Source organism: Bradyrhizobium sediminis (assembly GCF_018736105.1).
Lineage (GTDB): Bacteria > Pseudomonadota > Alphaproteobacteria > Rhizobiales > Xanthobacteraceae > Bradyrhizobium.
Map to the genome: position 1 here is coordinate 4969625 of NZ_CP076135.1, position 24703 is coordinate 4994327.

Genomic DNA, 24703 nt, shown 5'->3' on the forward strand with positions numbered 1-24703 from the left:
TCGCGATGACGCAACGCCTCGTACCTGTCCTCGTCTTCGCGCTGGTGATGGCGGCGATTCCGTTCATCCCGGGCATGCCGCCGTTCTGGATCGTGCTGCTCAACAATATCGGGCTGGCCGCCCTGGTGGCGATGGGGCTGGTGCTATTGACCGGCGTCGGCGGCCTGACCTCGTTCGGCCAGGCGGCATTCTGCGGTTTCGGCGCCTACACCACGGCGGTGCTCACCACCGCGTATGGCGTATCGCCGTGGCTGACGCTGCCGCTGTCCTTGCTGGTGAGCGGCATCGCGGCCGTCCTGCTCGGCCTCGTCACGGTGCGGCTGTCCGGCCACTACCTGCCGCTCGGCACCATCGCCTGGGGCATCGGCCTGTTCTACCTCTTCAGCAAGCTGGAATTCCTCGGCCGCAATGACGGCATCACCGGGATCCCGCCGCTGTCGATCGGCTCGCTCAAGATGCTCGATGCCGGGACGATCTACTTCGCAATCTGGGTCGCGGTGCTGATCTCCGCCCTGCTCACCATGAACCTGCTGGACTCACGCACCGGCCGCGCGATCCGGGCGCTGCGCCGCGGCCACATCGCCGCCGAAGCCTTCGGCGTGCAGACCCCGCGCGCCAAGCTCCTGGTGTTCATCTATGCCGCGGTGCTGGCCGGGCTGTCCGGCTGGCTCTATGCGCATTTCCAGCGCGCCGCCAATCCGACCCCGTTCGGCGCCCAGGCCGGTATCGAATATCTCTTCATCGCGGTGGTCGGCGGCGCCGGTTATGTCTGGGGCGCGGTGCTGGGGGCCGGCATCGTCGTCATCCTGAAAGAGATCCTGCAGAGCTACCTGCCCTATCTGTTCCACGGCGAAGGCCAGCTCGAGACCATCGTGTTCGGCATCCTGCTGGTGCTGCTGCTGCAACTGGCGCCGACCGGCGTCTGGCCCTGGCTGATGGCGCGGCTGCCGTTCACGCCCGGCCGCAAGCGGCCCGATACCTCGCTGGTCCTGCCGGCGCGCAGCCGGCCGGCGACCTCGCCCGGCGTATTGCTGCAGATCGACCATGCCCGCAAGCAGTTCGGCGGCGTGATCGCGGTCAACGACGTCTCCTTCGACGTCCAGGCCCGCGAGATCGTGGCGCTGATCGGCCCCAACGGCGCCGGCAAGAGCACCACCTTCAACCTGATCACCGGCGTGCTCACCTCTACCGGCGGCTCGATCTCCGTGCTCGGCCGCAACATCAACAACGCGCCGCCGCAGGAAGTGGTGAAACTCGGCATCGCCAGGACCTTCCAGCACGTCAAACTGGTGCCCGACATGACGGTGCTGGAAAACGTCGCGATCGGCGCGCATCTGCGCGGGCATTCCGGCGCGCTCTCCAGCATGTTCCGGCTCGACCGGGCAGATGAGGCGAAATTGCTGGCGGAAGCGGCGCGCCAGATCGAGCGCGTCGGGCTCAGTGACCAGATCGATCAGCTGGCCGGCAGTCTTTCGCTCGGCCAGCAGCGCATCGTCGAAATCGCGCGGGCGCTCTGTGTCGACCCGATGCTGCTGCTGCTCGACGAACCGGCGGCCGGACTGCGGCATATGGAGAAGCAGCGGCTCGCCGGCCTGCTGCGGCAATTGCGCGACGGCGGCATGTCGGTGCTGCTGGTGGAGCACGACATGGGATTCGTGATGGATCTCGCCGACCGCATCGTGGTGCTCGACTTCGGCACCAAGATCGCCGAGGGCACCCCCGACGCAATCAAGACCAATCCGGACGTGATCAAGGCCTATCTCGGAGCGGTTTCATGAGCGCGCTGCTGCAGGTCACCGACGCGCATGTCGCCTACGGCAAGGTCGAGGCGGTGCGTTCGGTCTCGCTCGAGGTCAACGACAACGAGATCGTCACCATCATCGGCGCCAACGGCGCCGGCAAGACCACGCTGCTGAACGCCGTCATGGGGATCCTGCCGCTGCAGGGCCGCGTCGGCTTTGCCGGCGCGGACATGCTGCGGTTCGAGATCGAGGACCGCGTCGCCGCGGGCCTCAGCCTGGTGCCCGAGCATCGCGAGCTGTTCGCCACCATGAGCGTCGAGGACAATCTGCAGCTCGGCGCCTTCCGGATCGCGAAAGCGGTCGCCGCGCAATCGTTCGAGCGGGTCTATACGCTGTTCCCGCGACTGAAGGAGCGGCGCAAGCAGCTCGCCGGGACGCTGTCGGGCGGCGAGCAGCAGATGCTGGCGATGGGCCGCGCCCTGATGGGCGCGCCGAAGCTGTTGATGCTGGACGAGCCGAGCTTGGGCCTCGCCCCGATCATCGTCGCCGATATCTTCCGCACCATCGGCGAATTGCGTACAGCCGGCGTCTCGGTGCTGCTGGTCGAGCAGAACGCGCAGGCCGCGCTGAAGATCGCCGACCGCGCCTATGTGATGGAGCTCGGCGAGTTCATCCTGAACGGACCGGCAGCGGACATCGCCGCCAACCAGCGGGTGGCGGCGAGCTATCTCGGCTTCACCCACGAGGGCGAGAGCGCGATCTAGAAAAGAAAAAGGTGGGCAAAGGCGCATCCGCGCCGTGCCCACCGTGGTGGATGGCGTTCAAGTGGTTGGTGGGCACGCTTACGCCTTGCCCACCCTACCGACTACGAACTTCAGCTCACTTCGCCGGAACGTATTTCCCGTCCTTCACCGTCAGGATGATGCGCGAGCGGTCGTCGAGGCCGTAGCGATCCTTTTCGGTGAAGTTGTAGACGCCCTGGCTTGCCGCCATGTCCTTCTCGCTCAGCCACGCCTTGCGGATGCCTTCGCGGAATTCCGGCGTGCCCGGCTTGCCTGCCTTGAGCGCAACCGGAACGACGCGCTTGAGAATCTCGAAGGCGTCGTAGGAGTGTCCGGCGAACTGGCTGCGGCTGTTGGGACCGAACTTGGCCTCATAGGCGGTGTTGAGCGCGAGGCCGGGCTTCTTGGTCAATGCGCTGTCGGGCTGCGTTTCCGGCGACATCACCGGACCCGACGCCATGATCACACCCTCCGCCGCCTTTCCGGCGATACGGATGAAATCCATGCTGGCGGCGCCGTGGGTCTGATAGATCAGCCCCTTGTAGCCGCGCTCGCGCAGCGACGTCTGCGGCAGCGCCGCGGCGGTGCCGGATGCGCCGATCAGGATCGCGTCGGGATTGGCGGCAACCAGCTTCAGCACCTGACCGGCGACCGAAGTATCCGGCCGCGCAAAGCGCTCTTCATCAACCACCGTCATGCCCATGGGAACGCCCTGAGCCTTGAAGTCATTGAACCAGAGATCGCCGTAGGAATCGGAATAGCCGATGTAACCCACGGTTTTGACGTTATGCGCCTTCATGTGCTCGTACAGCACCTTGCCCATGATCGGGATCGGCTGCGGCATCGAAACGGACCACTTGGCGCGCTCCGGCGTGATCGGGAACGGCGCCAGGCCGAAATGCGGAATGCCGGCTTCATTGGCGACGGTGGAGACCGCAACCGTCGGCGGCGTGGTCGACGAGCCCATGATGATGTCGGCCTTGGATTCCGTGACGAAGCGCCGCGCATTGGTGGTGGCGGCGGTCGGATCGCCGCCGTCATCGAGCACGATCACCTTGAGCGGGACGCCGCCGATTTCCTTCGGCACGAATTCGAGCGAGTTGCGCTCGGGAATGCCCAGCGCCGCCGCGGGTCCCGTGGTCGTGACGGTGATGCCGATCACGATTTCATTGCTCTGCGCGCTTGCCGGTAACGCCGGCAGCGCCAGGGACACCGCGATGGCCGCGGCCGACAGGTAAAACTTGTTCATTCATTCCTCCCTTTGAGTGTTGTTATCCAACCTAGATCAAAATCAGGCCGTTCATTCAGCCCCTTCTTTAGGTCATGCCGCTGCCCAAGTCAGCCTTTTCAAGTCAGCCTTTTCAAGTCAGCCCCGCGTGAACCTCGCAATAATCTCTTCCGGCATCGGGGCCGATTTCAGCTTGCCGGGATCGTCCGGGTGCCGGCCGACCAGTACCCGGGTCTCGAACGCCTCGATCGCCAGCGCCTCGCCCTTGAACACCTTGTGGGTCACCTCGAAGCTCGACCGCTTGAAGCTCTCCACCCGGCTCTCGATCGCGATCCAGTCGCCGTGAGTCGAGGCGATGTAGAATTTGGCCCGCGTATCCACCATGGGAATGCCGACCAGGCCATATTTGTGGATGATGTCCTGCTTCGAGAAACCGGCGGCTTCGAACATGATCGAGGTCGAATCGTCGAACATCGCGAAATAGCGCGGATAATAGACGATGTTGGCGGGGTCGCAGTCGCCCCACTGGATCTGCACATCGCGCCGGTGGACGAACATCCGCTTGTCCTTTAGCGCGGCGCCATGCGCAGCGCGGCGTCGAGCCGCACCACCTCGCCGTTGAGGTAGGGATTGTCGATCATGTGCAGCGCCAGCGAGGCAAACTCTTCGGGCTGGCCGAGCCGGTGCGGGAACGGGATCGCCGCCGCGAGTGAGTCCTGCGCCTCCTGCGGCAGACCGCCGAGCAGCGGCGTCAGGAACAGGCCGGGCGCAATAGTCAGCACGCGAATGCCGAACTGCGCCAGTTCGCGCGCGATCGGCAGCGTCATCGCGACGATGCCGCCTTTCGATGCCGAATAGGCCGACTGCCCGATCTGGCCGTCATAGGCCGCGACCGACGCCGTGGAGATCACGACGCCGCGCTCCCCGGTCGAAAGCGGCTCCAGCTTGGCCATTTCGGCGGCCGCCAGCCGCAGCATGTTGAAGGAGCCGATCAAATTGACCTTGATCACCCTGTCGAAATCGGCGAGCGGCATCGGGCCATCGCGGCCGACCACCCGCTTGGCGACGCCGATGCCGGCGCAGTTGACCAGCACCCGCGCCGGGCCATGGGCCTTGGACGCCGTGGCGATAGCGGCTTCCGCCGAAGCGACGTCGGCGACGTCGCAGACCACGGCAACACCGCCGATTTCGGCGGCGACGCTTTCAGCAAGCTTGGTGTTGAGGTCGCATACCGCAACCTTGGCGCCCTGCGCTGCGAGCTTGCGCGCGGTGGCGGCGCCCAGTCCCGATGCGCCTCCGGTGACGATGGCGGCCTGATCCTTCAACTGCATGGTTCTCTCCCTGGCGAAACTGGTCGTTCGAATTCGGTTAAAGGGTTATCACGTGGGCCGGCGGCGTGGGCGAATAAAGCAGGTCGATCAGGCCGCTGCGGTGATCCAGCACCGCGCGCTGGTTGATTGAGCCCTTGTCGGTAACCTCGCCGCTGTCGATCGACAGCGGCGTGTCGAGCAGCACCGCGCGCGTGATCCGGGTTGACGATCCCGTCGCGCTCGCGAGAAATTCCGCAAACCGCTCGCGGAACGCTTCCCGGATCAGGGGATCGGACGCGATCGCGGCGAGGTCGTCCGGCGGCAGCGTCGGATTGATCAGGCGGCAGCCGTCGATGTCGAGAATCACCAGCGCCGATATTTCATCCTGGTTGATGCCGGCGATCACGACGTCGCGCACCAGCGGCGCGCAGGCCGCGACGAAGCGCGCGCGCAGCGGACCGACGCTGACCCAGGTGCCGCTGGCAAGCTTGAAATCCTCGGCGATGCGGCCGTCGAAATCGAAACCCTTGTCGAAATCGTTCGGGTCGACCGGCTTCAGCGCGTCGCCGAACTTGTAAAATCCTTCCTCGTCGAACGCGGCGGCGGTCAGTTCCGGCTGGCGCCAGTAGCCCGGGGTGACGTTCGGGCCCTTGGCTCGGACTTCCAGCTTGCCGTTGTTCGGGATCAGCTTGGCATCATTGCCGGTGACGGGAAGACCGACATGCCCGGAGCGGCTGGTGGCGGGTTTGACCGACATGAAGAACGGCGCGGTCTCGGTGGCGCCGAGGCCGGTCAAGACAGGCACGCGATAGCCGGTCTCGGCGACGGCGAGTTCATCGAGGCTGTTCCAGACGAAAGGCGACAGCGCCGCCCCGGCGAAGAACATCGCGTGCAGCCGGTGGAAGAATTTTGCGCGCAGCGCCTTGTCGTCACGCAAATAGGGCAATAGCGATTCATAGCCTTTCGGCACGTTGAAATAGACCGTCGGCGAGATCTCGCGAAGATTGCGCACGGTCTCCTCGATGCCGCCGGGCATTGGCTTGCCCTCGTCGAGATACATCGAGCCGCCGTTGAACACGGTCAGCCCGACATTGTGATTGCCGCCGAAGGTGTGGTTCCAGGGCAGCCAGTCGACGATCACGGGCGACTCGTCCTTCAGGAACGCCAGCGTCTCGCGCAGCATCACCTGGTTGGCGCAGATCATCCGCTGGGTATTGATCACCGCCTTCGGATTGCCGGTCGAGCCCGAGGTCAGCAGGAACTTGGCGATGGTATCCGGCCCGATCGCGGCATGCGCCGCATCGAGGCGCGGATGTTCCGGCGTCGCCAGCAGCTCGGCAAGCATGGTCACCTTGCGGCCGGGCACCGCGCCGCGGCACGCTACGATCTCGGCATCCCCGGGAGCGTTGGCGGCGAGCGCATCGGCGAATTTGCCGGCGTCGTCGGCGAACACCAGGCCGGGCGTCAAGAGCTTCATCAGGTAGGCGAGCTTGCCGTAATCCTTCGACACCAGCGAATAGGCCGGCGATACCGGGCAAAAGGGAATGCCGGCATAGAGCGCGCCGAACGCGAGCAGTGCGTGATCGACCGAATTGCCTGAGAGAATGACGATCGGCCTTTCGGCGGAAAGCCCGCGCGCGAGCAGCGCCGAGGCGATGTGCCGCACGGCCGCCAGCCATTGCGCGTAGGTGACCTGCCGCCAGCCGCCGCCCTTGTCGCGCTCCGCCATGAACACGCGGTTGGGTTCGGCGCTTGCCCAATGGTGCAGGCGGTCGGTCAGCCGCACCGGGTAATCGCCGAGCGACTGCTTCGGCCTGAGATAGATGGTGCCGTCGTCACGGCGCTCGACCGACACAACGGGATCGCCGAACGAGATCGGCCGCAGCGGCGCATCGCTGGTTCCGGCCGGGACGGACATGTTGGGCTTGGCGCTCATGTCAGACGGGTTTCACCTTTGCGGTCTTGCGGTCGAGGAAGTCGCGAATCCGGCGCTTTGCCTCCTTGTCGCTCTGCGCCACGGTCGCCATCAGCGATTCCATCAACAGGCCGGTCTGCGGATTGGCTTCCGCAATCATCGGCAGCGCCTGCAATACCGCAAAATTCGTCAGCGGCGCATTGGCGGCGACGCGCTCGGCCAATTCCATCGCCTTCGGCAGGGCGCCGCCGGCCTCGGTGAGGTACTGCGAAAAGCCATAGGCCGAACCCTCGGTCGCCGAATAGACGCGGCCCGTGAGCATCATGTCCGTCATCCGCGCCACGCCGATCAGCCGCGGCAGCCGCACCGATCCGCCGCCGCCGACGAAAATGCCGCGCTGGCCCTCGGGCAGCGCGAAATAGGCTGAAGGCTCGGCGACGCGGATATGGGCGGCGCAGGCGAGTTCCAGCCCGCCGCCGATCACCGCGCCCTTCAGGGCGGCGATGACAGGCACCCGGCAGTACTGAACCCGGTCGAACACCCGGTGCCACATCTGCGAATGCCGCAGGCCCTCGGTGGCGTCGTGCTCGGTCAGTTCCGACAAATCGAGGCCGGAGGAGAAATGGTCGCCGATGCCGTGGATCACCACGGCGCCGATGCCTTCGGGGAGATTGGAGAAACAGTCCTGAATCGCGAGGATTATGCCGTCATTCAGCGCATTGCGCTTGGCGGGCCGGTTGAGACCCACGGTCAGCACCGCCCCCAGCTTCTCGATCTTGAGCAGCGCGGCCCGCTCGGCGGTCGCGGCAGATGCGGCGTTTCCCATGGGCGTTTTTACGTCCTGTCCAGAATAGTTATGCTTTATAACGATTTTGGGGGGAGTCAACAAGCCAGGTTTTTGGGGGCGCGTGTCGGCTCTTACTACCCTCCCCTGGAGGGTAAGAAACCTCACAGCACCTGATGCACGTCGATGACGACGCGGTCGGCGTGGCGGGCGGCGGAGCCGATGAACAGGTTCTCCATCAGCCAGCGGTATTTTTCGCTTCCGGTTTCGAACCTCGGCACGGTGCGGAAATAGATCAGCCCGGGGTCGACCGGCTCGCCGCGTTTCAGCTTCAGCAGCAGCTCTACAGGGCCGAAGCGGATGCCCTTGTTTTCGATATAAACCACCGCGCCGTCGTCGGTCTCGAAAGCGTATTTCGCCTCCAGTTCGATCAGTTCGTTGGGCCGGATGATCTGAAAGTCGGCGCCGAACGCGCAGACCTTGCCGTTGACCTTCTCGCCGCGGACCTCGCCGCCCAGAATCGGGATGATCCGGCGCACGCCGGTACCGATATCGCCGGCGGAGGTCACCTCGCCGATCCGGACGGTGATGGTGAAGGCGTATCTGGTCGCAAGCTGCGGCGTCATGGAAAGCCTTTTGATTCGAGCATGATCTTATTCGGAAAACCGGTTCCCACTTTTCCGGATCATGCTCTATCCCATCATGCGCTGCGGCAGCCAGGTCGCCAGCAACGGAAACAGAATCAGGATCACCAGCCGGATCAGGTCAGTCGCCACGAACGGGATCACGCCCCTGAAGATGGTGGAGAACGACACGTCCTTGACCACGCTTTTGATCACGAACACGTTCATGCCGACCGGCGGATGGATCAGGCCGAGCTCCACCGTCATCACGATGATGACGCCGAACCAGATCGGGTCGAAGCCGAGATGCATGATCACCGGAAAGATGATCGGCACCGTCAGGATGATCATGGCCATCGCGTCCATCAGGCAGCCGAGCACCAGGTACATCACCATGATCAGGGCGAGGATGCCGTAGCGGCCGAGGCCGAGACCGGTGAGAAGCTCGGTGACCTTCTGCGGGGTCTGCGTCACCGTCAGGAAATAGCCGAAGATCAGGGCGCCGATCAGCACCGTGAAGACCGCGGCGGCGGTGCGGGTCGCCTGCAGCAGCGAATTGAGGATCTTCTCCTTGTCCAGCCGCCCGGTGAGCACCCCGATCAGGAATGCGCCGGTGGCGCCGACGCCGCCGGCCTCCGTCGGCGTGAAGCGCGGCAGGAACGGCAGGCCGTACAGCCCGCCGATGACGAACACGAACAGCAGCACCGGCGCCCAGATATTCTTCAATCCCGCAAAGCGCTCGCGCCAGGTGGTCTGCGGACCGGTCGGCAGGAAGCCCGGCCGGAAATAGCCGATCAGCGCGATGGTCACCATGTACATGGTCATGGCGAGCAGGCCGGGAATGATGCCGGCGATGAACAGCTTGCCGATGTCCTGCTCGGTGATGATGCCGTAGACCGCGAGCACCGTCGACGGCGGCAGCATGGCGCCCAGCGTGCCGCCGGCCGCGATCACGCCGGTGGCGAAGGATTGCGGATAGCCGAAGCGGCGCATTTCCGGATAGGCCACGGCCGAGAACGTCGCCGCCGTCGCCACCGACGAGCCGCAGATCGCGGCGAAACCGCCGCAGGCCGCGACCGTGGCGATGCCGAGCCCGCCGCGCAAATGGCCGACAAAGCCGTTGGCGGCGCGGAACAACTCGCGGCTCATGCCGGAATTGCTGACGAAGGTCCCCATCAGCAGGAACATCGGGATCACGCCGAAGGTGTAGTCGGTCACCGTGCGCATCGAGGTCTGGCCGACCAGCTTCAGCGCCGGCGTGAAGCCGACCAGGTAACCGAAGCCGGTGACACCGACGAGGCCCATCGCCATGCCCACCGGCACGCGCAGCAGCATCAGCGCGAACAGCGCGACGAATCCGAGGACGGCGACGGCATCGGTGCTCATGCCGTCTACTCCACGGTCTTGATCTTGGGATCGTGCATCTGATCCGGATGGAAGATCAGGCGGTAGGTGCGGATCGCGATCAGCAGCACCGCCGAGACGTCGCCGGCCCACGCCACCGCGAAGAACGGCCAGGTCGGCATGTGCATGTCGAAGGTAACGACGTTGTCATTGTAGGTGCCGCGCACCTTGTCGAACAGCGTCCAGGTCTGCACCGTGACCACGAACAGCAGCACCAGCGTCGCGAACACGTCGATCCAGCGCTGATATCTCGGGCTGACATTGGCCCAGACCAGATCGACGGTGATGTGGCCGCCGCGATAGCTGGTCGCGGCGATGCCCCAGAAAATCAGGATGCCAAGCAGCATGCGCCCGATATCGAAGGAATCCGGGATCGAATAGCTGAAGATATTGCGCAACAGCACCGCGAGGAAAATATTGGCGGCGACGATGCCGACAAATCCGGCCGCGATCCATTCGATCGTGTCGATGAAACGATCCATCGAAGCGCGCTTCATTTCCGTTCCACGCTGCTGGCGGTTGCAAGAGAACGGCGGCGGGAGCATCCCCGCCGCCGCATCGATGTGGGGGGCGCTCTTACTGCGCCAGAGCTTTGTATTTGGTCAGCGATGCGCGAAGTTCGGTCATTGCCGCGTCCGGGTCGGTACCGGTCTTCTTGACATTCTCGGCCCAGGTCTTGATCAGCGGCTCGGATGCCTTCTTCCACAGCGCCGTCTGCTCCGGCGTCAGCTTGTAGACTTCGTGACCGGGCAGCGCCTTAATCTTCTCGACACCGGCGTCCTCGAACTTGCCCCAGGGTTCGCCGACGCGGCCGGCGGCCTCGGTGTTGCAGTTGTTGTCGATCGCCTTCTTCTGCTTGTCGGACATCTGGTTGTACTTGTCCTTGTTCATCACGAACGCGAAGGTCGTGACGTAGAGCGGCGCGTCCATGTCGTATTTCGTCACCTTGTCGATGCCGAACAGCAGCAGCGATCCCCACGGGAAGGTGACGGCGTCGGCGACGCCGCGTTCGATGATGTCGCGGACTTCCGGCGCCGAGGACTGCACGTTGGTGCCGCCGAGCTGGGTCACGAAATTCGCCATGGTGGCGTGGGCCGGGCGGATCTTCATGCCCTTGACGTCATCCGGCACCACGATCTTCTTCGCACGCGAGTGGAACGACGACGGCGAGTGGATGAAGGCGAGGCAGAACTTGACGTCCTTCATCTCCTTCTCGGCATATTTCCGGTACCAGGCGTCGAGCGCCATCGAGCCGCCCTTGGCGTCCGACATCAGGAACGGCAGTTCGCCGGCGCCGATGATCGGGAAACGGCCGGGCTGGTAGCCCGGATTGACGTAGGTGACGTCGGCGATGCCGTCACGCGCCATGTCGTAATGGTCGAAGGCCTTGCCGAGCTGCTGGGCGGGAAACACCTTGGACTTGATGGTGCCGCCGGATTCCTTTTCGACCGCCGCGCCCCAGTCTTCCAGCGCCTTCTGCAGCGGGTGCGACGCCGGCACCCAATGCGAAAGCTTCAGTTCGAAGGTCTTTTCCTGCGCAAACGCAGGCGTCACACTGGCGGCCAACAGCAACGCCAAGAACGTTTTCCTCATCGGCATCCTCTCCCTCGTGCTCAGGACTTCAACGGCCCTTTGCAGACATTGTTATATGACATAATTATCATTGCAAGACGTGAAGCGACATCTTGGGGCTTTGGTTGAAGCCTATAATAGTCAGGGGGGCAAGTGTTGCGGACAAAAGTAGCCATCATAGGCGCGGGGCCGGCGGGGCTGCTGCTCGGGCAACTGCTCAACCGCTGCGGCATCGACAACGTCATCCTGGAGCGCCAGAGCCCGGACTATGTGCTGGGCCGGATCCGCGCCGGCCTGCTCGAGGAAGGCACCGTGGCGCTGCTCGACGAGGTGGGCTGCGGCGCGCGGGCGCACCGCGAGGGCCTGATCCATGACGGCATCGAACTCGCCTTTGGCGGCCGCCGCCATCGCATCGACATGAAGGCGGCTACCGGCAGGACCGTGATGATCTACGGCCAGACCGAGGTGACGCTCGATCTGATGAATGCGCGCAAGGCGGCCGGCCTGACCACGGTCTATGAAGCTGCCGACGTCACGCCGCTTGATTTCGATACCGACCATCCGAGGGTCTCCTACGTCAAGGACGGCGTTGCCTGCGAGATCGCCTGCGATTTCATCGCCGGCTGCGACGGTTTCCACGGCGTCAGCCGCGCCAGCGTGAAACCTTCGGCGATCAAGACCTTCGAGCGGGTCTATCCGTTCGGCTGGCTCGGCATCCTGTCGGAGACGCCGCCGGTCAGCCCCGAACTGATCTATACCAACCACGAAAGAGGCTTTTCGCTCTGCACCATGCGCTCGACGCACCGCAGCCGCTACTACCTGCAATGTTCGCTCGACGATCACATCGACCAATGGCCGGACGACCGGTTCTGGGAGGAATTGAAGCGGCGGCTGGACCAGAAGGCGGTCGACCAGCTGATCACCGGCCCCTCGATCGAAAAGAGCATCGCCCCCTTGCGCAGCTTCGTCGCCGAGCCGATGCGGTTCGGACGGATGTTCCTCGCCGGCGACGCCGCCCATATCGTGCCGCCGACCGGCGCCAAGGGGCTCAACCTCGCCGCCAGCGACGTGCATTACCTCTCGGGCGCATTGCGCGAGTTCTATGACGAGAAGTCTTCCGCCGGGATCGATGGTTATTCCAGGCAGGCGCTGGCGCGGGTCTGGAAGGCGGTGCGGTTTTCGTGGTGGATGACCTCGATGCTGCACAAATTTCCCGATCAGGGCGAATTCGGCGCGCGGATTCAACTGGCCGAACTGGATTACCTGGTGGGATCGAAGGCGGCGGCGGCCTCGCTGGCGGAAAATTACGTCGGGCTGCCGTATTAGGGGAGCGGTGACTCGGACGGGCGCCCCGCAACACGGGAAATCCCCTCATGGTGAGGAGCGCGTCGGAGTTTATCATCGGGCGCGCGTTCGCGCGACCCGTTGGCGCGTCTCCGGACGATGCTTCGCATCGCCGGGAGAACCATGAGGCCCGTGGCCCATCCTTCGAGACGCTTGCTTCGCAAGCTCCTCAGGATGAGGACAGCACCTCTTGCCGGCTTGGGCCGGCGGGATGACGACCGCGCCGTTTCAAACAGCTGCCGAAATCCCGTTTAAAACTTTGTAGGCGGTGCGCGTGCCGCCGCAATCGCGTTTACTGGCGCAATGTGATCACCAACCTTCGAGCGCCGCACATGACGACCACCGATCCCGATATCCCCGAAGGCTTCGAGCGCCACTTCCGGCAGAGCCCGCTGACCGATCCCTGGGAACCCTTGTATTCGAAGCGGACCGACAAGGCCGTCATCATCGGATTGCGGCTCGCCAGGCCGCATACCAATGCCCGCGGGCTGATTCACGGCGGACTGATCGCCGCACTCGCCGACAACGCCATGGGCTATAGCTGCGCCCATGTCATGGGCGACCGGTCCTCGCTGGTGACGATCGGGATCGCGATCGATTTCACGGGCTCCGCGCAGGTCGGACAGTGGCTCGCGGTCGAGAGCGACGTGATCAAGACCGGCAGCACGATCTGCTTCGCGCAGAGTCTCATCAAGGCCGACGGCGCCGTGATCGCGCGCGGCAACGCCACGTTCCGCGTGGTGCCGAAGAAGGCAGCCTGATCGTCATTCCGGGGCGCGAGCAAAGCGAGCGAACCCGGAATGACGGTCATGCCCCGAAACGCCAGTCGCTGAGCTCGGTCACGGTATCGATGAAGCTGCGCACCTTGGCCGACAACAGCCGCGACGTCGGATAGACGATGTGGATCGGCAGCAGCGGCTGCTCGAATTCGGCCAGCACGATCTTGAGCCGTCCGGCCCTGAGCGACTCCGCCGCCTGATAGGCCAGCACCCGGGTCAGGCCGCCGCCCTGCTCGGCATACTGGATCGCAGCATCGGCGCTGTTGGTGGTGAACCGCGGCGTGCAGTCGATGCGGATCTCCTCACCCTGTTCGACAAAGCGCCAGTCCGACGACGCACCGGTGCCGCCGAACTGGACGGTGTCATGCGATACGATCGCCGCCGGCGTCATCGGCTCGCCGCGCGCCCTCAGGTAACCCGGCGAAGCGACCACGATCCGCCGCATCTCGCCGACATGGCGCGCGACCAGGCTGGAATCGGCGAGGTGACCGATCCTGACGGCGAGGTCGATGCCGTCCTCCACCAGGTTGACGATCCGATCCGACAGCCGCAATTCGCCTGACACCTCGGGATACCGCAGCAGATACGCCGACATCACCGGACTGACGTGCAGGCGCCCGAAACCGACGGGCGCCGAGACCACCAGCCTGCCGCCCGGCCGCGTCCGCTCGCCCTCGACCGCGCTTTCGGCTTCCTCGACATCGCCGAGGATGCGGCGGGCGCGCTCCAGATAGCGCGCGCCGACGTCGGTCAGCGTCACCGAGCGCGTGGTTCGCTGCAGCAGCCGCGCGCCGAGGCGATCCTCCAACGCCGCGATCAGCCGCGTCACGCCGGACGGCGACAACCGGAGTTTGCGGGCCGCCGGAGCAAAGCCCCGGAGGTCGGCCACGGCGACAAAGGCCTGCATGGCGTCGATGCGGTCCATCGACATTATTTCATATATTGCAATTATGTAGTGTCAATCCTGATAATTGTTGGAATTACAGAAACGTCCATCTTGGGAGCCGAGACGGCGCTTCGCCGCCCGGACTCCGGAGGCTCCCATGTCAGAGACCCACACCTATTCGAGCGACGTGGCGTTCACGCCCGCGGTAAAGGCGATTCAGGCCCGCAAGGGCTCGCGCGAGGCCTATGCCAAGGTCGAGCAGCGCGGCGGCTGGCACACCGAAATCGACGACAACCTCGCCGCGTTTCTGGCCGAGGTGAACAGCCTGTATTTCGCGACCGCCAGCGCCGACGGACAGCCCTACATCCAGCATCGCGGCGGGCCGAAGGGCTTCATCAAAATCCTCGACAGGCACACGCTGGCGTTCGCCGACTACAGCGGCAACCGGCAATACATCACGCAGGGCAACCTCTCGGAAAATCCGAAGGCCAACATCTTCCTGATGGATTATGCGCATCGCCGTCGGGTCAAGATCTGGGGCGAGGCGCGCGTGGTCGACGACGATCCGGCGTTGCTGACTTCCCTGATGCCGCAAGGCTACAAGGCACGCCCGGAGCAGGTGATCCTGTTCAGGATTGCCGCATGGGACACCAACTGCCCGCAGCACATTCCGCAGAAATTCGACGCCGCCGACGTGGCGGCGGCGCTGGCCTCGCGCGATCGGCGGATTGCCGAACTGGAAGCGGAGCTGGCGGCATTGAAGGGCCAGCCCGCTTCGGCAGATTGAGCCTCAGGCCGCCTGCTGCTGTGGCGCCCAGGCGAAGTCCGGATAATATTGCAGCATCATGCGGTCGACATAGGCGGTGAGATTTCCGAACTGCTCGGCGCGCCCGCGCAATGGCGAGGCGAAGTACGGCGTCAGGATCCCGGCCAGCGCGCCGAAGGCGGTGGCATCGGTGCCGCAAGGCGTGTCCCCCATCAGATACGGCTTGTCGCCGAGCTGGACCGACAGCGCGAACAGCGAGCGGACCGCCAAATCGATGTCTTCGTCCGGCGCGTGGCGGCCGAGGCCGCTCAGCAAGTAGTTCTCGGCGACGCGGAATTGTGCGTCCTCGCGCAGCTTTTCGCGCAGATGCTCCGGCACCGCGTCGAAGAAGTGCGCCGGCCCCTTGGCGAAATTCTCCGAATCGACCCAGCGTGCGCCGACCAGCGCCCAATAGACGTGATGCTCGATCATGCGCTCGAACGCCCAGGCCTGCGCGCGCGCCTGCAGACTGAGCGGGGCGTCGAAGTCGAAGCCGTATTTGCCTTCGATATGCGCGCGAATGAAGGTGGAATCGGCAATCCTCTCGGCCTCATCCTCGATATAGGGGAGCTGCCCCTTGGGAGAGGCCGGCGGCATCGCCTTTTCCTTGCGATAGGCGAGGCCCGCCATCTTGAGCTGGACCTCGGTCTTGGTCACGAAAGGGCTGATTTCCGGCAGGCCGAAGCCGGCGCCAAAGCCATAGAGCGTAATCATGCGAGGGTTCCCGATTTCTTGAAATGAAGTTTCAGCCTAGCCGCGTCCTGCTGCCACCGTGCTGTCAGCATGCTGAGCTGCCCGGCTTGCGGCATTGCGAACCAGGTGGCCAAACTGATCGCGCCCGAGGGCCCAGACCGAGCGGAGGGAACGCAAGGCCAGCGCGATCATCGCCCAACGCAGGTCGCCGGCAACGCAATCGATGGAAATCAGTCGCTCCAGCGCCCAGCTCTGAACGCGCCAGAGCGGCTGGAAATTTCCGGTGTCACAAAGAATCATCATGGACAAATCCCCTTCAGTTGAAGTGTTGTCCCGGGTATAGCCACGGCCTGCTGCCAACATGCTGTCAGCATCGGCGAGGCTGCATCATGAAAAGAGATTGCCCATGAGACGCGCCGACCGGCTGTTTCAGATCATTCAGGTGCTTCGCCGCTCCCGCAAACCGCTGACGGCGGATGCCATCGCGGCCGAGCTGGAGACCTCGAAACGGACCATCTACCGCGACATCGCCACCCTGATCGGACAGCGCGTGCCGATCCGCGGCGAAGCCGGCATGGGCTATATCCTGGAGAAGGGATTCGACCTGCCACCCTTGATGCTCACCCCCGACGAGATCGAGGCGGCGGTGCTTGGCGCCTCGTGGGTGGCAGGACATGCCGATGCCGTGCTCGCCAGAGCCGCCGAAGACCTGATGGCAAAAATCGCCGACACCGTCCCCGAGCGGCTGCGACCCTTCGTGCTCGAACCGGCGAGCCGCGCCCGGCCGGGCTGGCGCAGGGAACCCGACCGCATCGACATGGCGCGGACGCGCGCCCATATCCACGAAGGCAAGAAGATCGCGCTGTGCTATCGCGACGAACAGGGCCGCGACAGCAAACGCACGATCTGGCCGATTGCCATCGGCTATCTCGAGGCGGTGCGGCTATTGGCGGCCTGGTGCGAACTGCGCAAGGATTTTCGCAGTTTTCGAACCGACCGCGTCGTCGACGCGGTCTATCTCGACGAGAAATATCCGGAGCGGCGCGCCTCGCTGCGGGCGAAATGGCGACAGAGCCTGGTCTGGGAACCTCCCAGCGATGCCTGATGCGGATCGCAGGCGCGGCCGGCTGGCCGGTCGCGCCATTCCGCGCTAAACGAGGCCCATGGAACCACTCGATCCAGCCGTGGATGGCGAAAACCCCTGCCAGGCCTGCGGCGCGTGCTGCGCCTATTCGTCGAACTGGCCGCGCTTCACCACCGAGGACGATGCCGCGCTCGATCTCATTCCGGAAAAATTCGTCAACGATAAATTATCGGGAATGCGCTGCGACGGCGACCGCTGCTGCGCGCTGTCGGGCAAGATCGGCGTGGCGACCGCCTGCGGAATCTATCAGGTGCGTCCCGAAGTCTGCCGGACCTGCATGCCCGGCGATGTCGAATGCGACATGGCGCGAAAGCGGCACGGCCTGCCGGCGCTGCCGCGGCCCGGCGCTCCGCCGGACTGAGGCCGTATTTGTACGGAGCGGCGCCCTATCCGCATTTTTAACGGCTGGCAGCCGAATATCCTCGCGGTGCGATTGATACATTCGGCCCGATCGACGGGACGAAACCGCCGTCCATCGGGAATCCTTCCAAATGGCGCTTCGTGAAACCATTGCGACCTTCCTCGCAGCACAGCTGGATTTCATCTTCTTCCTCTACGGGCTTGCTTTCCTGTTTCTCGGCACGGTGTGCTTCGCCGTCGGGAGGATGAGAGAACCCGGGTCCGCCTGGAAGCCGCTCGGGCTGTTCGGTTTCTTTCACGGCGCCGGCGAGTGGCTGGATCTGAGCGCGCTCGGCGTCACCGACACCGCAACATTCGCGCTGATCCGCACGATGGCCATGACGGCGTCGTTCCTGTTCCTGCTGGAGTTTGCCCGGCAAAAGGCCATCCGGTTCGGCCTGAAGCCTCTCGAGGGGCCGCCGCTTTATACCGCCCTGATATTGATGGTCATGCTTGGCGGCATCGTCGGCGGCGTGCCGATGGCGGGCGCCTATGCGCGATATGGAATCGGATTCTTCGCAGCGGTGGCTGCCGCGAGCGTCTTTGTCGCGCATGCGAGGGGATTTTCCGGCACGGCAAGAGGCCTGGCATTGGTCACGGCCGCGGGATTTGCGCTCTATGGCGTCGCCGCCGGGGCTGTGGTCCCGGCCGCACCTTTCTGGCCCGCAAGTGTATTCAACCAGGCGTGGTTCTTTCAGGTCACGGGAATTCCAATCCAGCTGGTGCGCGGATTGCTTGCCTGCGTACTGGCGCTGTCGGTCTGGATGATCTGGGGCCAGCTGCTGATCGCCGAGATTTCCTCGGAACGTTACGCGGCCTATCTGCGCCGGCAGTTCGTCTGGACGCTGGCGGCGATAATGACGTTTCTGGCGTGCGGATGGGTGCTGACCGACTTCCTCGGTGCCGCCTACAAGCGGGACATCCAGAAACAGGCGCAGGGCGACATCAACCTGATCGCCAGCCGCTTTGCCGGCGAAGCCGCCATCGTGAACGGAACGGTGAAGGCGCTGGCGGAGTCGCCTTCCGTGCTGCCGTTGCTGACCGGCGGAAGTGGCCAGGACGAGCGGCGCGCGCGGACCGTTCTGGACCTCGGTGTCGAGGCCTCCGGCGCCAGGTTCGGCGCCATCCTGGATATTTCCGGCACCCTCGTCGCCGCATCCGATCCGGTCGACGCCGCCGACGTTTCGAAATGGTCCGCTGCACCCTGGTTTCAGAAGGCCCTCGCCGGGCAGGCAGGCTATCACTTCGCGTTCGATCCCGCCGACCGCGGACGCTATTACTATGCGAGCTATCCGGTTCGCCGTGACGACGGCTCGATCGCCGGCGTCGCTTTCCTTCAGAAGTCCCTCGACCGGCTCGATGCGGATCTGAGGCTGTTCGTGCGTCCCAATTTCTTCGTCAATCCCGACGGCATCGTCGTGCTGACCAACCGTCCGGACATGATGCTGCGGGCGTTGTGGCCGCTCCCAGCCGAAGCCAGGTCGACACTGATCCGGCAATTCGGAACGCTGGACGATCGGGCGGTGGTGGAACGCGAGATCAAGGACGGTAGCTGGGTTCTGTTCAACGGTGAGCGCGATCTGGTGCGCCGCAGCAGCATCGAACACAGCCAATGGTCGGTCATACTGGCGATGCCGGGCGCAAGGATATACGCCGGCCGGATGCTGGGAATCGTCGCCACGCTGCTGATGACGTTGATGGTCCTGATCTATTTCTTCGGCAGGGAATACGGCATCCGTGACCGGATCCAGATGAACAAGCGGGTCGAGTTGCAGGAGTTGGCCCAGAATCTCAGGCTGAGGGCGACCACCGATCCGCTCACCGGCCTCTACAACCGCGCGAAGTTCGACGAATCGCTGGCCAGCGAAACCGCGCGGTCGGAACGATACAAGACCCCCCTCGCCCTGATCATGTACGACGTCGACCATTTCAAGCAGGTCAACGACGTGCATGGCCACCAGACCGGTGACGACGTGCTGGTGCGTCTTTCGGAAATCGTATTCGAATGCATCCGCACCACCGACCTGCTGGCGCGATGGGGTGGAGAGGAATTCGTCATCCTTGCCCCCGGCCTGGACGGCGAGGCCGCCTATCAGGCGGCGGAGAAGCTGCGAGCGGCCATCGAACAGGCCACGTTCAGCGTCGCCGGGAAAATTACCTGCAGCTTCGGCGTCGCTGAATTCTCGGAAGGAGATTCCGCGGCAACTCTGGTGGCGCGCGCCGACGACGCGCTCTACCGGGCAAAGATGCGCGGCCGCAATCGGACTGAACTGGTGTCACGATCGGATTCGATCAGGGGCGGCATGGCCTCGGTCGCCTGATCGCCGGCAATCGCTTCGGCTTGCAGCAGGAGAATTCGGATGCGGCGGGTTTCAGGCCGTGGCTGCCGGCGGCAGGCCCGGCTCAGACGGTCGCGGCTTCCGCGAAATCCTCTTCGTCCACATGATCCTCGATCGGCGAAAACGTGCTCAGCGGTTTGGTCGAGAGCGTGATCGGCTTGCGGCTCGACGATGACGCCGTGGCGCGCGTCGCCTTCGTTTCACGGGACAGCGCATAAAGGGTGGAACCGACGCGTCCGCCCAGCTGGATCAGGTCGCGCTCGCTGCAGCTTGCGGCGATCGACAGCGCCAGCGAGTAGAGGTGGCTCCTGCGATAGCAGAACAGCGCCAGCATCGCCCGGACGTCGGAAGAAACGCTCTCGACCAGCCTGGGCAGGCCGTTTTCGTTGGCGCGGTACATTTCGCCGAGCAATTCATCCCGGACCGGGCAGAAATCGTTGTCGTAGGCGTCGCGGCTTGAAAACATCGCAGTTCTCCCTGACCGCGAAGATGCCGTGCAATCCTCTAACGAAAGGTTAACCACGGCACCCGGTAGCCGCCCGGCGCGCTTGCCAGATCGCTGCGAATCGGAGCCGCCCGCGCCGCTTGCGATTCGTGCCGATGACCGCAATTCCGATTGCAATCGAAACTGCAGCCATGATCTTTTTTTGACACGTTTTCTTCGCGACCCGGCGTGCCCGGGGAGATCAGCCGTTCGCCGACATGAAAATCGACAGGCCGAAGCCGGTGAGATGATGCAGCGCCTGGTCGACGCCGATCAGCGTCCAGAACCATGGATGCTCGTGCGTCACGCCGAATGTCGACGTGCAAAGTCCCTTGGCACGGTCGATCGTGATGTGAATCAGAAAGTCGATGATGGCGACGAACCAGAACTTCGGCGCGATGATCAGGATCAACGTCATCGCCACCGCGAGATGGACCAGACAGTGCGCCAGCAGGGGCAGCGCCCAGCCGGTCTTCTGGTCCTTGCCGATCGCCATCCAGGAGGTCTGCAGTGCGAAATCGGCAATGATATGCTTGACGGTGAGCAGCAGCATCCATCCGACGAGCGCACCAACCGGAACCGACGACGACATTGACGGAAACAACAAAGCTGACGCCCTTTGCTCGGACTGACGGGAAGGAAACAGGAGGCGTTCAGCGCAACTTCTTCTCAAACCCGGACAATTCGACCGGTATTTTTCACTTATGACATCTCCCGCGCCGGAATGCACCTGTGGGTAGTTCGAAAAACGCCAGGTGTGGCCCAACGGCGATAGATCGGCGCACCGACTGGAAGGCCCGCCGGTAAGGTTACCGGATAGGGCCGGTTTGCAATCTGCCCGGAGCGGGATATCATTCTTAAACTGGAAAATTGTCGTTCCTTTTTAGATATTTACGATTTCGCTCGGAAGCCGCGGAGCCAGCTTGAGGCGGTGAAGCGACCCGGCCCGGATATGTGCCATGAGCGCTGAAGTCCCAACGCCACCGGCGGCAAAGCCACGCTCGCGTTCCCGGGTTGTCAAAAGCAACCGCAGGCAAATGCTGCTTTTCGCCGCGCTGACGGTGATCCTGACGGTCGCAACCGTGTGGGGCAGCCGGATCTGGCTGAATTCCGAAACGCTGACCTTCGCGGCCGGCGATGCCAACGGCCCCGAGGCCCGGTTTGCCGCCAAACTCGCCGCCATGCTCAAGAGCACCAACTCACGGCTGCATCTCAAGATCGTTCACAATCCCGACAACGCCAAGGCGCTTGCGCAGTTCGACCGCAAACAGGCAGATCTTGCAGTGCTGCGCACCGACGCCCGGGTACCGCCGCGCGCCCGCGCCATCGCGATCCTGGAGCACGACGTGTTGTTGCTGTTCAGCCCCGGCAACAAGAAGATCAAATCGCTGGCCGAGCTGAAGAAAAAGAAGATTGCCGTTGTCGCCGACGCCGACAGCGGCACGGCCTTCATCCGCCGCCTGCTCGAGGTTTCCGACGATCCCGACGCCGCTTCGCGGCTGCAACTGGCGCCGCCGAATTCGAGCTACGACAAGTTGCTGGCGCCGGGCGGCTATGGCGCGGTGATCACCATTGCGCCGGCCTCGAGAATGATGCGGGACAAGAGCTTCGCGCAATATGCCAAGCGTGGCGGCTTCACCCTGAACGCGATCAGCGACACGAAAGCGCTGGTCAGGAGGAATTCCGGCTTGACGGAGGAGACGCTGGCGGCCGGCATCCTGTCCTCCTCACCCGCAGTTCCCGAACAGGATCTGGAAACGGTCGGGCTGCAGTGGCTGCTGGTGGCGCAATCCAGGCTGTCGACCGCGACCACGGGAAATCTTGCGCGCGCGATCTACGAGAACAAGGCCGAGCTTGCATCGGAGAATGGCTTCGCCTCGAGAATCGAGCCGGCGAACACCGACAAGGACGCCTTCGTCGTCGCCCATCAGGGCGCCGCGGACTACATCAACGACGACACCAAATCGTTCATCGACCGCTACAGCGACCTCGCCTATCTGGGCGCCGGAGTGCTCAGCGTCATCGGCTCGCTGTTCATCGCGCTCTATACCAAGGTAACCCGGATTGCGCCGGAGAAAGCCAGTGAGCTGGCAACCGCCATTCTCGACATCGGCGAGCGGATGGAACATGCCACTTCGATGGAGGCCCTCGACGCGCTGCAGGATGAGCTCGAAGCCATCCTGCGCGGCGTGGTGATCGGGCTGCGCGACGGAACCATCTCGAGCGACGGCCTGGAGACGTTCAAGCTCGGCTATCAATTCGTACGCGATGAGCTCGGCATGCGGCGGGAGAGCCTGAGGCGGCATGCCGGCCACGACGACAATGTGGTGATCGTCAAGACGGCGCAAAGCGCGTAAGCGCGTTTCGGCAAGCGCCAATGCCCGCTCCGTTGGTGCTCCGACAGCAGCTCCGCTAAACCTTGGTCTGCGAAACGGCCTCTAGGGGATTCGTTCGAAACGTGGCCATTTCAAATCGTCGGCCTGCCGATCGACACAAGCAAAAGCCCCGGACCAACGTCCGGGGCTTGAGCCTTGTTAAAGCTTGACGATCAGTACCTGGCGACGACCGGGCCGCCGAAGCGGTAGTTGATGCGCGCGGTGACCATGTCGACATCCTGCTGGATACGGTCAACCGTCTGAGCCGGCGAAGCGAACGCGATGTTCCTGTCACCGAGGAAGATGTGATCGTACTCGAGAGCGAACGACCAGTTCGGGGTGAAGCCGTATTCGAAGCCAGCGCCAACCACGCCACCCCAACGGGTCTCGGACGCCGTACCGGTGTCAACCGCCGCGTTGTTCAGGTAGTAGTTGTACTTGTCGGACACGACCGCGCCACCACCCTTGACGTAGAGCAGAACGTTGTTCCAGGCGTAACCGACGCGGCCAGTGAAGAGGCCGAAACCGTCAATGTGCGAACGGTTGGTGAAGGTCGGGAAGGCCAAGCTGACATTCCGGCCAGTCAGGTCAGCCCAGTTGCCCTGCGCTTCGACACCGAACACCCAGGAGCCGGCCTGCCAATTATAGCCGATCTGGCCGCCCGCCGTGCCGCCAGACGCGTCATGGCATCCTTCCGCGACATACACAGCCAAGGGCGCGGCAACGGTACCAGCGTAGTCCCAGCACTTGTGGCTCGTTGCCCAACCGCCGTTGGCGCCCACATAGAAGCCACCCCAATTGTACATCATGACCGGCGCGACCACCGGACGGGCCTTCACCGCCATGTCAGCGGCCGAAGCAGCACTCACGAGACCGAGGCTCAAGGCAGCGCCACCGAGGAGCGCAATAAACTTGGAATGCATGGGAATCCTCCCTCAACGAAATTTGATTATCAGACAAGCGAAATTCGATGATCAAACAAAAAGCGTGTGCGGCCGGCCCAGGCAAGCCAAAAGCCACGATTCCGGGCGACACGCTCCATATTGCGGGAAAGCTGCGACATTTCTGCAATAGCGACGGCTCGATTCAGCGCGAAATCCAGCCAAATTTCGCGTTCTGCGCGGGACTGTCCGGCAGCGGACATTGAGGTCTGAGGGTCGAATTCCTGGTGTCGACGCTGGAATCGCCCCGTCCTCCGGCAGATGAAAATCAGCCCGCAGCCGCGTCGGCGCCGGCCGAAAGCGCCTGCGCCCTGATCTCCGCGATGGTGCGTTTGAGCGCCACCTGCCGCGGATCGGGCATCGCTGCCGCGCGGGCTTCCGCCACGGCGCCGGCCAGATCCCTCAGCGGCAGCACGCCGTCGAAGGTTGGCTTGGCGAGGCCGTCGATGATCGCATGCCAATCGGCGAGACCCTGGCGGTAGGCGTCACCGTACCCCTGTATCATGGTCGCGGTCTGAACGATCTCGGCGGCGGCGCCGGGCTGCTTGGTCAGGCTGCGGTCGATCATATGCAGCCAGCGCTCGACCCACATACGTTCCCTGGCATAGCGCACCGAGAACCGGCGCCATCGCCGCAGCGACGCCTCGATCTTGAGACGGCGAACGCTCCAGCGGTTCTTGGTGCTGAAGCGGATCGAGATCCGCTTGCGCAACCATCCCAGGCGTTCAAGGACATCGAGAACAGGCTCGGCGACCGCCGCGGGCAGCGCCTCGACCAGTTCATCGAGCCGGAACTTCCTGACGTCATCGGCCGACGGAATGCGCTGGTCGCCGGCGCCGGTCTCCAGTTCGGCAAGCTTCAGCTGCGCGATCCGGATCGGATCCTCGTAGCTCATGCGCATGGTCATCAGCCGCGCGATTTCAGCGAACATCGCATCGTCCACTCCCGGCTTGCCGATGAAGCGCCGCAACCGGTCGACATAAAGCTTGGCGTAGGCGGCGCCCTGATAGTCGATCAGGCGGTGAATGCCGTCGCTGACGAGCGTTGTCGCGCCCTCGGGCAAACCGCCCGGCAGGAATGGCGGCTCGTCGTCGTCCTCGCCGATGAAATCGGCGAGCAGGTAACGGAGCGAGGAAAGGACGCTTGCCATTCCA

The 24703-nt window shown here is 64.0% G+C and carries 26 protein-coding genes; 10 read left to right on the forward strand and 16 right to left on the reverse strand.

Going from position 1 to position 24703, the window contains the following annotated elements; all coding sequences use genetic code 11:
* The first annotated feature begins 5 nt into the window (after positions 1–5).
* Complete coding sequence (locus KMZ68_RS23730) at positions 6–1778, forward strand: branched-chain amino acid ABC transporter ATP-binding protein/permease (protein ID WP_215613540.1); 1773 nt, start codon at positions 6–8, stop codon at positions 1776–1778.
* Entirely contained in the window at positions 1775–2506 is a 732-nt protein-coding gene (locus tag KMZ68_RS23735) for an ABC transporter ATP-binding protein (RefSeq protein ID WP_215613541.1), read from the forward strand. Before KMZ68_RS23730 ends, KMZ68_RS23735 begins: the two co-directional genes overlap by 4 nt.
* Positions 2507–2621: 115 nt before the next feature.
* On the opposite strand, the gene KMZ68_RS23740 is transcribed toward KMZ68_RS23735, so the two are convergent.
* From KMZ68_RS23740 to KMZ68_RS23780, 9 genes are all read right to left on the reverse strand, one after another.
* On the reverse strand, positions 2622–3773 hold the full coding sequence (locus KMZ68_RS23740; RefSeq protein ID WP_215613542.1) for an ABC transporter substrate-binding protein: 1152 nt from the start codon (positions 3771–3773) through the stop codon (positions 2622–2624).
* A 117-nt stretch (positions 3774–3890) separates the two neighbouring features.
* Positions 3891–4310 carry an acyl-CoA thioesterase gene (locus KMZ68_RS23745; RefSeq protein ID WP_215603751.1) on the reverse strand — a complete coding sequence of 140 codons (420 nt, stop codon included), beginning with the start codon at positions 4308–4310 and terminating at the stop codon, positions 3891–3893.
* A gap of 11 nt (positions 4311–4321) precedes the next feature.
* On the reverse strand, positions 4322–5083 hold the full coding sequence (locus KMZ68_RS23750; RefSeq protein ID WP_215613543.1) for an SDR family NAD(P)-dependent oxidoreductase: 762 nt from the start codon (positions 5081–5083) through the stop codon (positions 4322–4324).
* 37 nt (positions 5084–5120) lie between these two features.
* On the reverse strand, positions 5121–6998 hold the full coding sequence (locus KMZ68_RS23755; protein ID WP_215613544.1) for a feruloyl-CoA synthase: 1878 nt from the start codon (positions 6996–6998) through the stop codon (positions 5121–5123).
* Position 6999: 1 nt separating this feature from the next.
* Positions 7000–7803 (reverse strand): crotonase/enoyl-CoA hydratase family protein, encoded by an 804-nt coding sequence (locus KMZ68_RS23760; RefSeq protein WP_215613545.1) that lies wholly within the window; start codon positions 7801–7803, stop codon positions 7000–7002.
* A gap of 122 nt (positions 7804–7925) precedes the next feature.
* Positions 7926–8387 carry a DUF3237 domain-containing protein gene (locus tag KMZ68_RS23765; protein WP_215613546.1) on the reverse strand — a complete coding sequence of 154 codons (462 nt, stop codon included), beginning with the start codon at positions 8385–8387 and terminating at the stop codon, positions 7926–7928.
* Positions 8388–8453: 66 nt separating this feature from the next.
* The gene (locus KMZ68_RS23770; RefSeq protein ID WP_215613547.1) at positions 8454–9770 is read right to left on the reverse strand and encodes a TRAP transporter large permease; all 1317 of its coding nucleotides are present in this window, start codon (positions 9768–9770) and stop codon (positions 8454–8456) included.
* Positions 9771–9775: 5 nt separating this feature from the next.
* Positions 9776–10285 carry a TRAP transporter small permease gene (locus KMZ68_RS23775; RefSeq protein ID WP_215613548.1) on the reverse strand — a complete coding sequence of 170 codons (510 nt, stop codon included), beginning with the start codon at positions 10283–10285 and terminating at the stop codon, positions 9776–9778.
* A 79-nt stretch (positions 10286–10364) separates the two neighbouring features.
* On the reverse strand, positions 10365–11381 hold the full coding sequence (locus KMZ68_RS23780) for a TRAP transporter substrate-binding protein (protein WP_215613549.1): 1017 nt from the start codon (positions 11379–11381) through the stop codon (positions 10365–10367).
* Positions 11382–11516: 135 nt separating this feature from the next.
* Here KMZ68_RS23780 and pobA point away from each other — a divergent pair, with 135 nt between their 5' ends.
* Together pobA and KMZ68_RS23790 are read left to right on the forward strand one after the other, a co-directional pair.
* The gene (gene pobA, locus KMZ68_RS23785) at positions 11517–12686 is read left to right on the forward strand and encodes a 4-hydroxybenzoate 3-monooxygenase (protein WP_215616451.1); all 1170 of its coding nucleotides are present in this window, start codon (positions 11517–11519) and stop codon (positions 12684–12686) included.
* 350 nt (positions 12687–13036) lie between these two features.
* Positions 13037–13465, forward strand: a complete 429-nt coding sequence (locus KMZ68_RS23790) for a PaaI family thioesterase (RefSeq protein ID WP_215613550.1) — start codon at positions 13037–13039, stop codon at positions 13463–13465.
* A gap of 46 nt (positions 13466–13511) precedes the next feature.
* Here KMZ68_RS23790 and KMZ68_RS23795 read toward each other — a convergent pair whose 3' ends face one another.
* Positions 13512–14408, reverse strand: a complete 897-nt coding sequence (locus tag KMZ68_RS23795) for a LysR family transcriptional regulator (RefSeq protein ID WP_215613551.1) — start codon at positions 14406–14408, stop codon at positions 13512–13514.
* Positions 14409–14526: 118 nt separating this feature from the next.
* On the opposite strand from KMZ68_RS23795, the gene KMZ68_RS23800 reads away from it, so the two are divergent.
* A complete protein-coding gene (locus tag KMZ68_RS23800) occupies positions 14527–15156 on the forward strand; it encodes a pyridoxamine 5'-phosphate oxidase family protein (RefSeq protein ID WP_215613552.1) in 630 nt (209 codons plus the stop codon).
* Between the two features lie 3 nt (positions 15157–15159).
* Here the strand turns inward: KMZ68_RS23800 and KMZ68_RS23805 are convergent, their stop codons facing one another.
* Together KMZ68_RS23805 and KMZ68_RS23810 are read right to left on the reverse strand one after the other, a co-directional pair.
* Positions 15160–15888 carry a glutathione S-transferase family protein gene (locus tag KMZ68_RS23805; RefSeq protein ID WP_215613553.1) on the reverse strand — a complete coding sequence of 243 codons (729 nt, stop codon included), beginning with the start codon at positions 15886–15888 and terminating at the stop codon, positions 15160–15162.
* A 36-nt stretch (positions 15889–15924) separates the two neighbouring features.
* Entirely contained in the window at positions 15925–16230 is a 306-nt protein-coding gene (locus tag KMZ68_RS23810; protein ID WP_215613554.1) for a hypothetical protein, read from the reverse strand.
* A gap of 43 nt (positions 16231–16273) precedes the next feature.
* On the opposite strand from KMZ68_RS23810, the gene KMZ68_RS23815 reads away from it, so the two are divergent.
* The 3 genes from KMZ68_RS23815 (at position 16274) to KMZ68_RS23825 (ending at position 19731) form a co-directional block, all read left to right on the forward strand.
* Positions 16274–16972, forward strand: a complete 699-nt coding sequence (locus KMZ68_RS23815; RefSeq protein ID WP_215613555.1) for a helix-turn-helix transcriptional regulator — start codon at positions 16274–16276, stop codon at positions 16970–16972.
* Between the two features lie 58 nt (positions 16973–17030).
* Entirely contained in the window at positions 17031–17372 is a 342-nt protein-coding gene (locus KMZ68_RS23820; RefSeq protein ID WP_215613556.1) for a YkgJ family cysteine cluster protein, read from the forward strand.
* Positions 17373–17502: 130 nt separating this feature from the next.
* Positions 17503–19731: a sensor domain-containing diguanylate cyclase gene (locus KMZ68_RS23825; protein ID WP_215613557.1), complete on the forward strand. Its 2229-nt coding sequence runs from the start codon at positions 17503–17505 to the stop codon at positions 19729–19731.
* Between the two features lie 82 nt (positions 19732–19813).
* On the opposite strand, the gene KMZ68_RS23830 is transcribed toward KMZ68_RS23825, so the two are convergent.
* Positions 19814–20215 carry a hypothetical protein gene (locus KMZ68_RS23830; protein ID WP_215613558.1) on the reverse strand — a complete coding sequence of 134 codons (402 nt, stop codon included), beginning with the start codon at positions 20213–20215 and terminating at the stop codon, positions 19814–19816.
* A gap of 220 nt (positions 20216–20435) precedes the next feature.
* Entirely contained in the window at positions 20436–20786 is a 351-nt protein-coding gene (locus KMZ68_RS23835; RefSeq protein ID WP_215616452.1) for a DUF3307 domain-containing protein, read from the reverse strand.
* A gap of 406 nt (positions 20787–21192) precedes the next feature.
* Here KMZ68_RS23835 and KMZ68_RS23840 point away from each other — a divergent pair, with 406 nt between their 5' ends.
* Positions 21193–22590: a TAXI family TRAP transporter solute-binding subunit gene (locus KMZ68_RS23840; RefSeq protein ID WP_215613559.1), complete on the forward strand. Its 1398-nt coding sequence runs from the start codon at positions 21193–21195 to the stop codon at positions 22588–22590.
* 191 nt (positions 22591–22781) lie between these two features.
* Here KMZ68_RS23840 and KMZ68_RS23845 read toward each other — a convergent pair whose 3' ends face one another.
* Positions 22782–23531 (reverse strand): outer membrane protein, encoded by a 750-nt coding sequence (locus KMZ68_RS23845; protein WP_215613560.1) that lies wholly within the window; start codon positions 23529–23531, stop codon positions 22782–22784.
* 47 nt (positions 23532–23578) lie between these two features.
* Here KMZ68_RS23845 and KMZ68_RS23850 point away from each other — a divergent pair, with 47 nt between their 5' ends.
* Entirely contained in the window at positions 23579–23755 is a 177-nt protein-coding gene (locus KMZ68_RS23850; protein ID WP_215613561.1) for a hypothetical protein, read from the forward strand.
* A 62-nt stretch (positions 23756–23817) separates the two neighbouring features.
* On the opposite strand, the gene KMZ68_RS23855 is transcribed toward KMZ68_RS23850, so the two are convergent.
* Positions 23818–24699, reverse strand: coding sequence for a DUF6537 domain-containing protein (locus KMZ68_RS23855; protein ID WP_215613562.1), 882 nt, complete (start codon positions 24697–24699; stop codon positions 23818–23820).
* Positions 24700–24703: the final 4 nt, after the last annotated feature.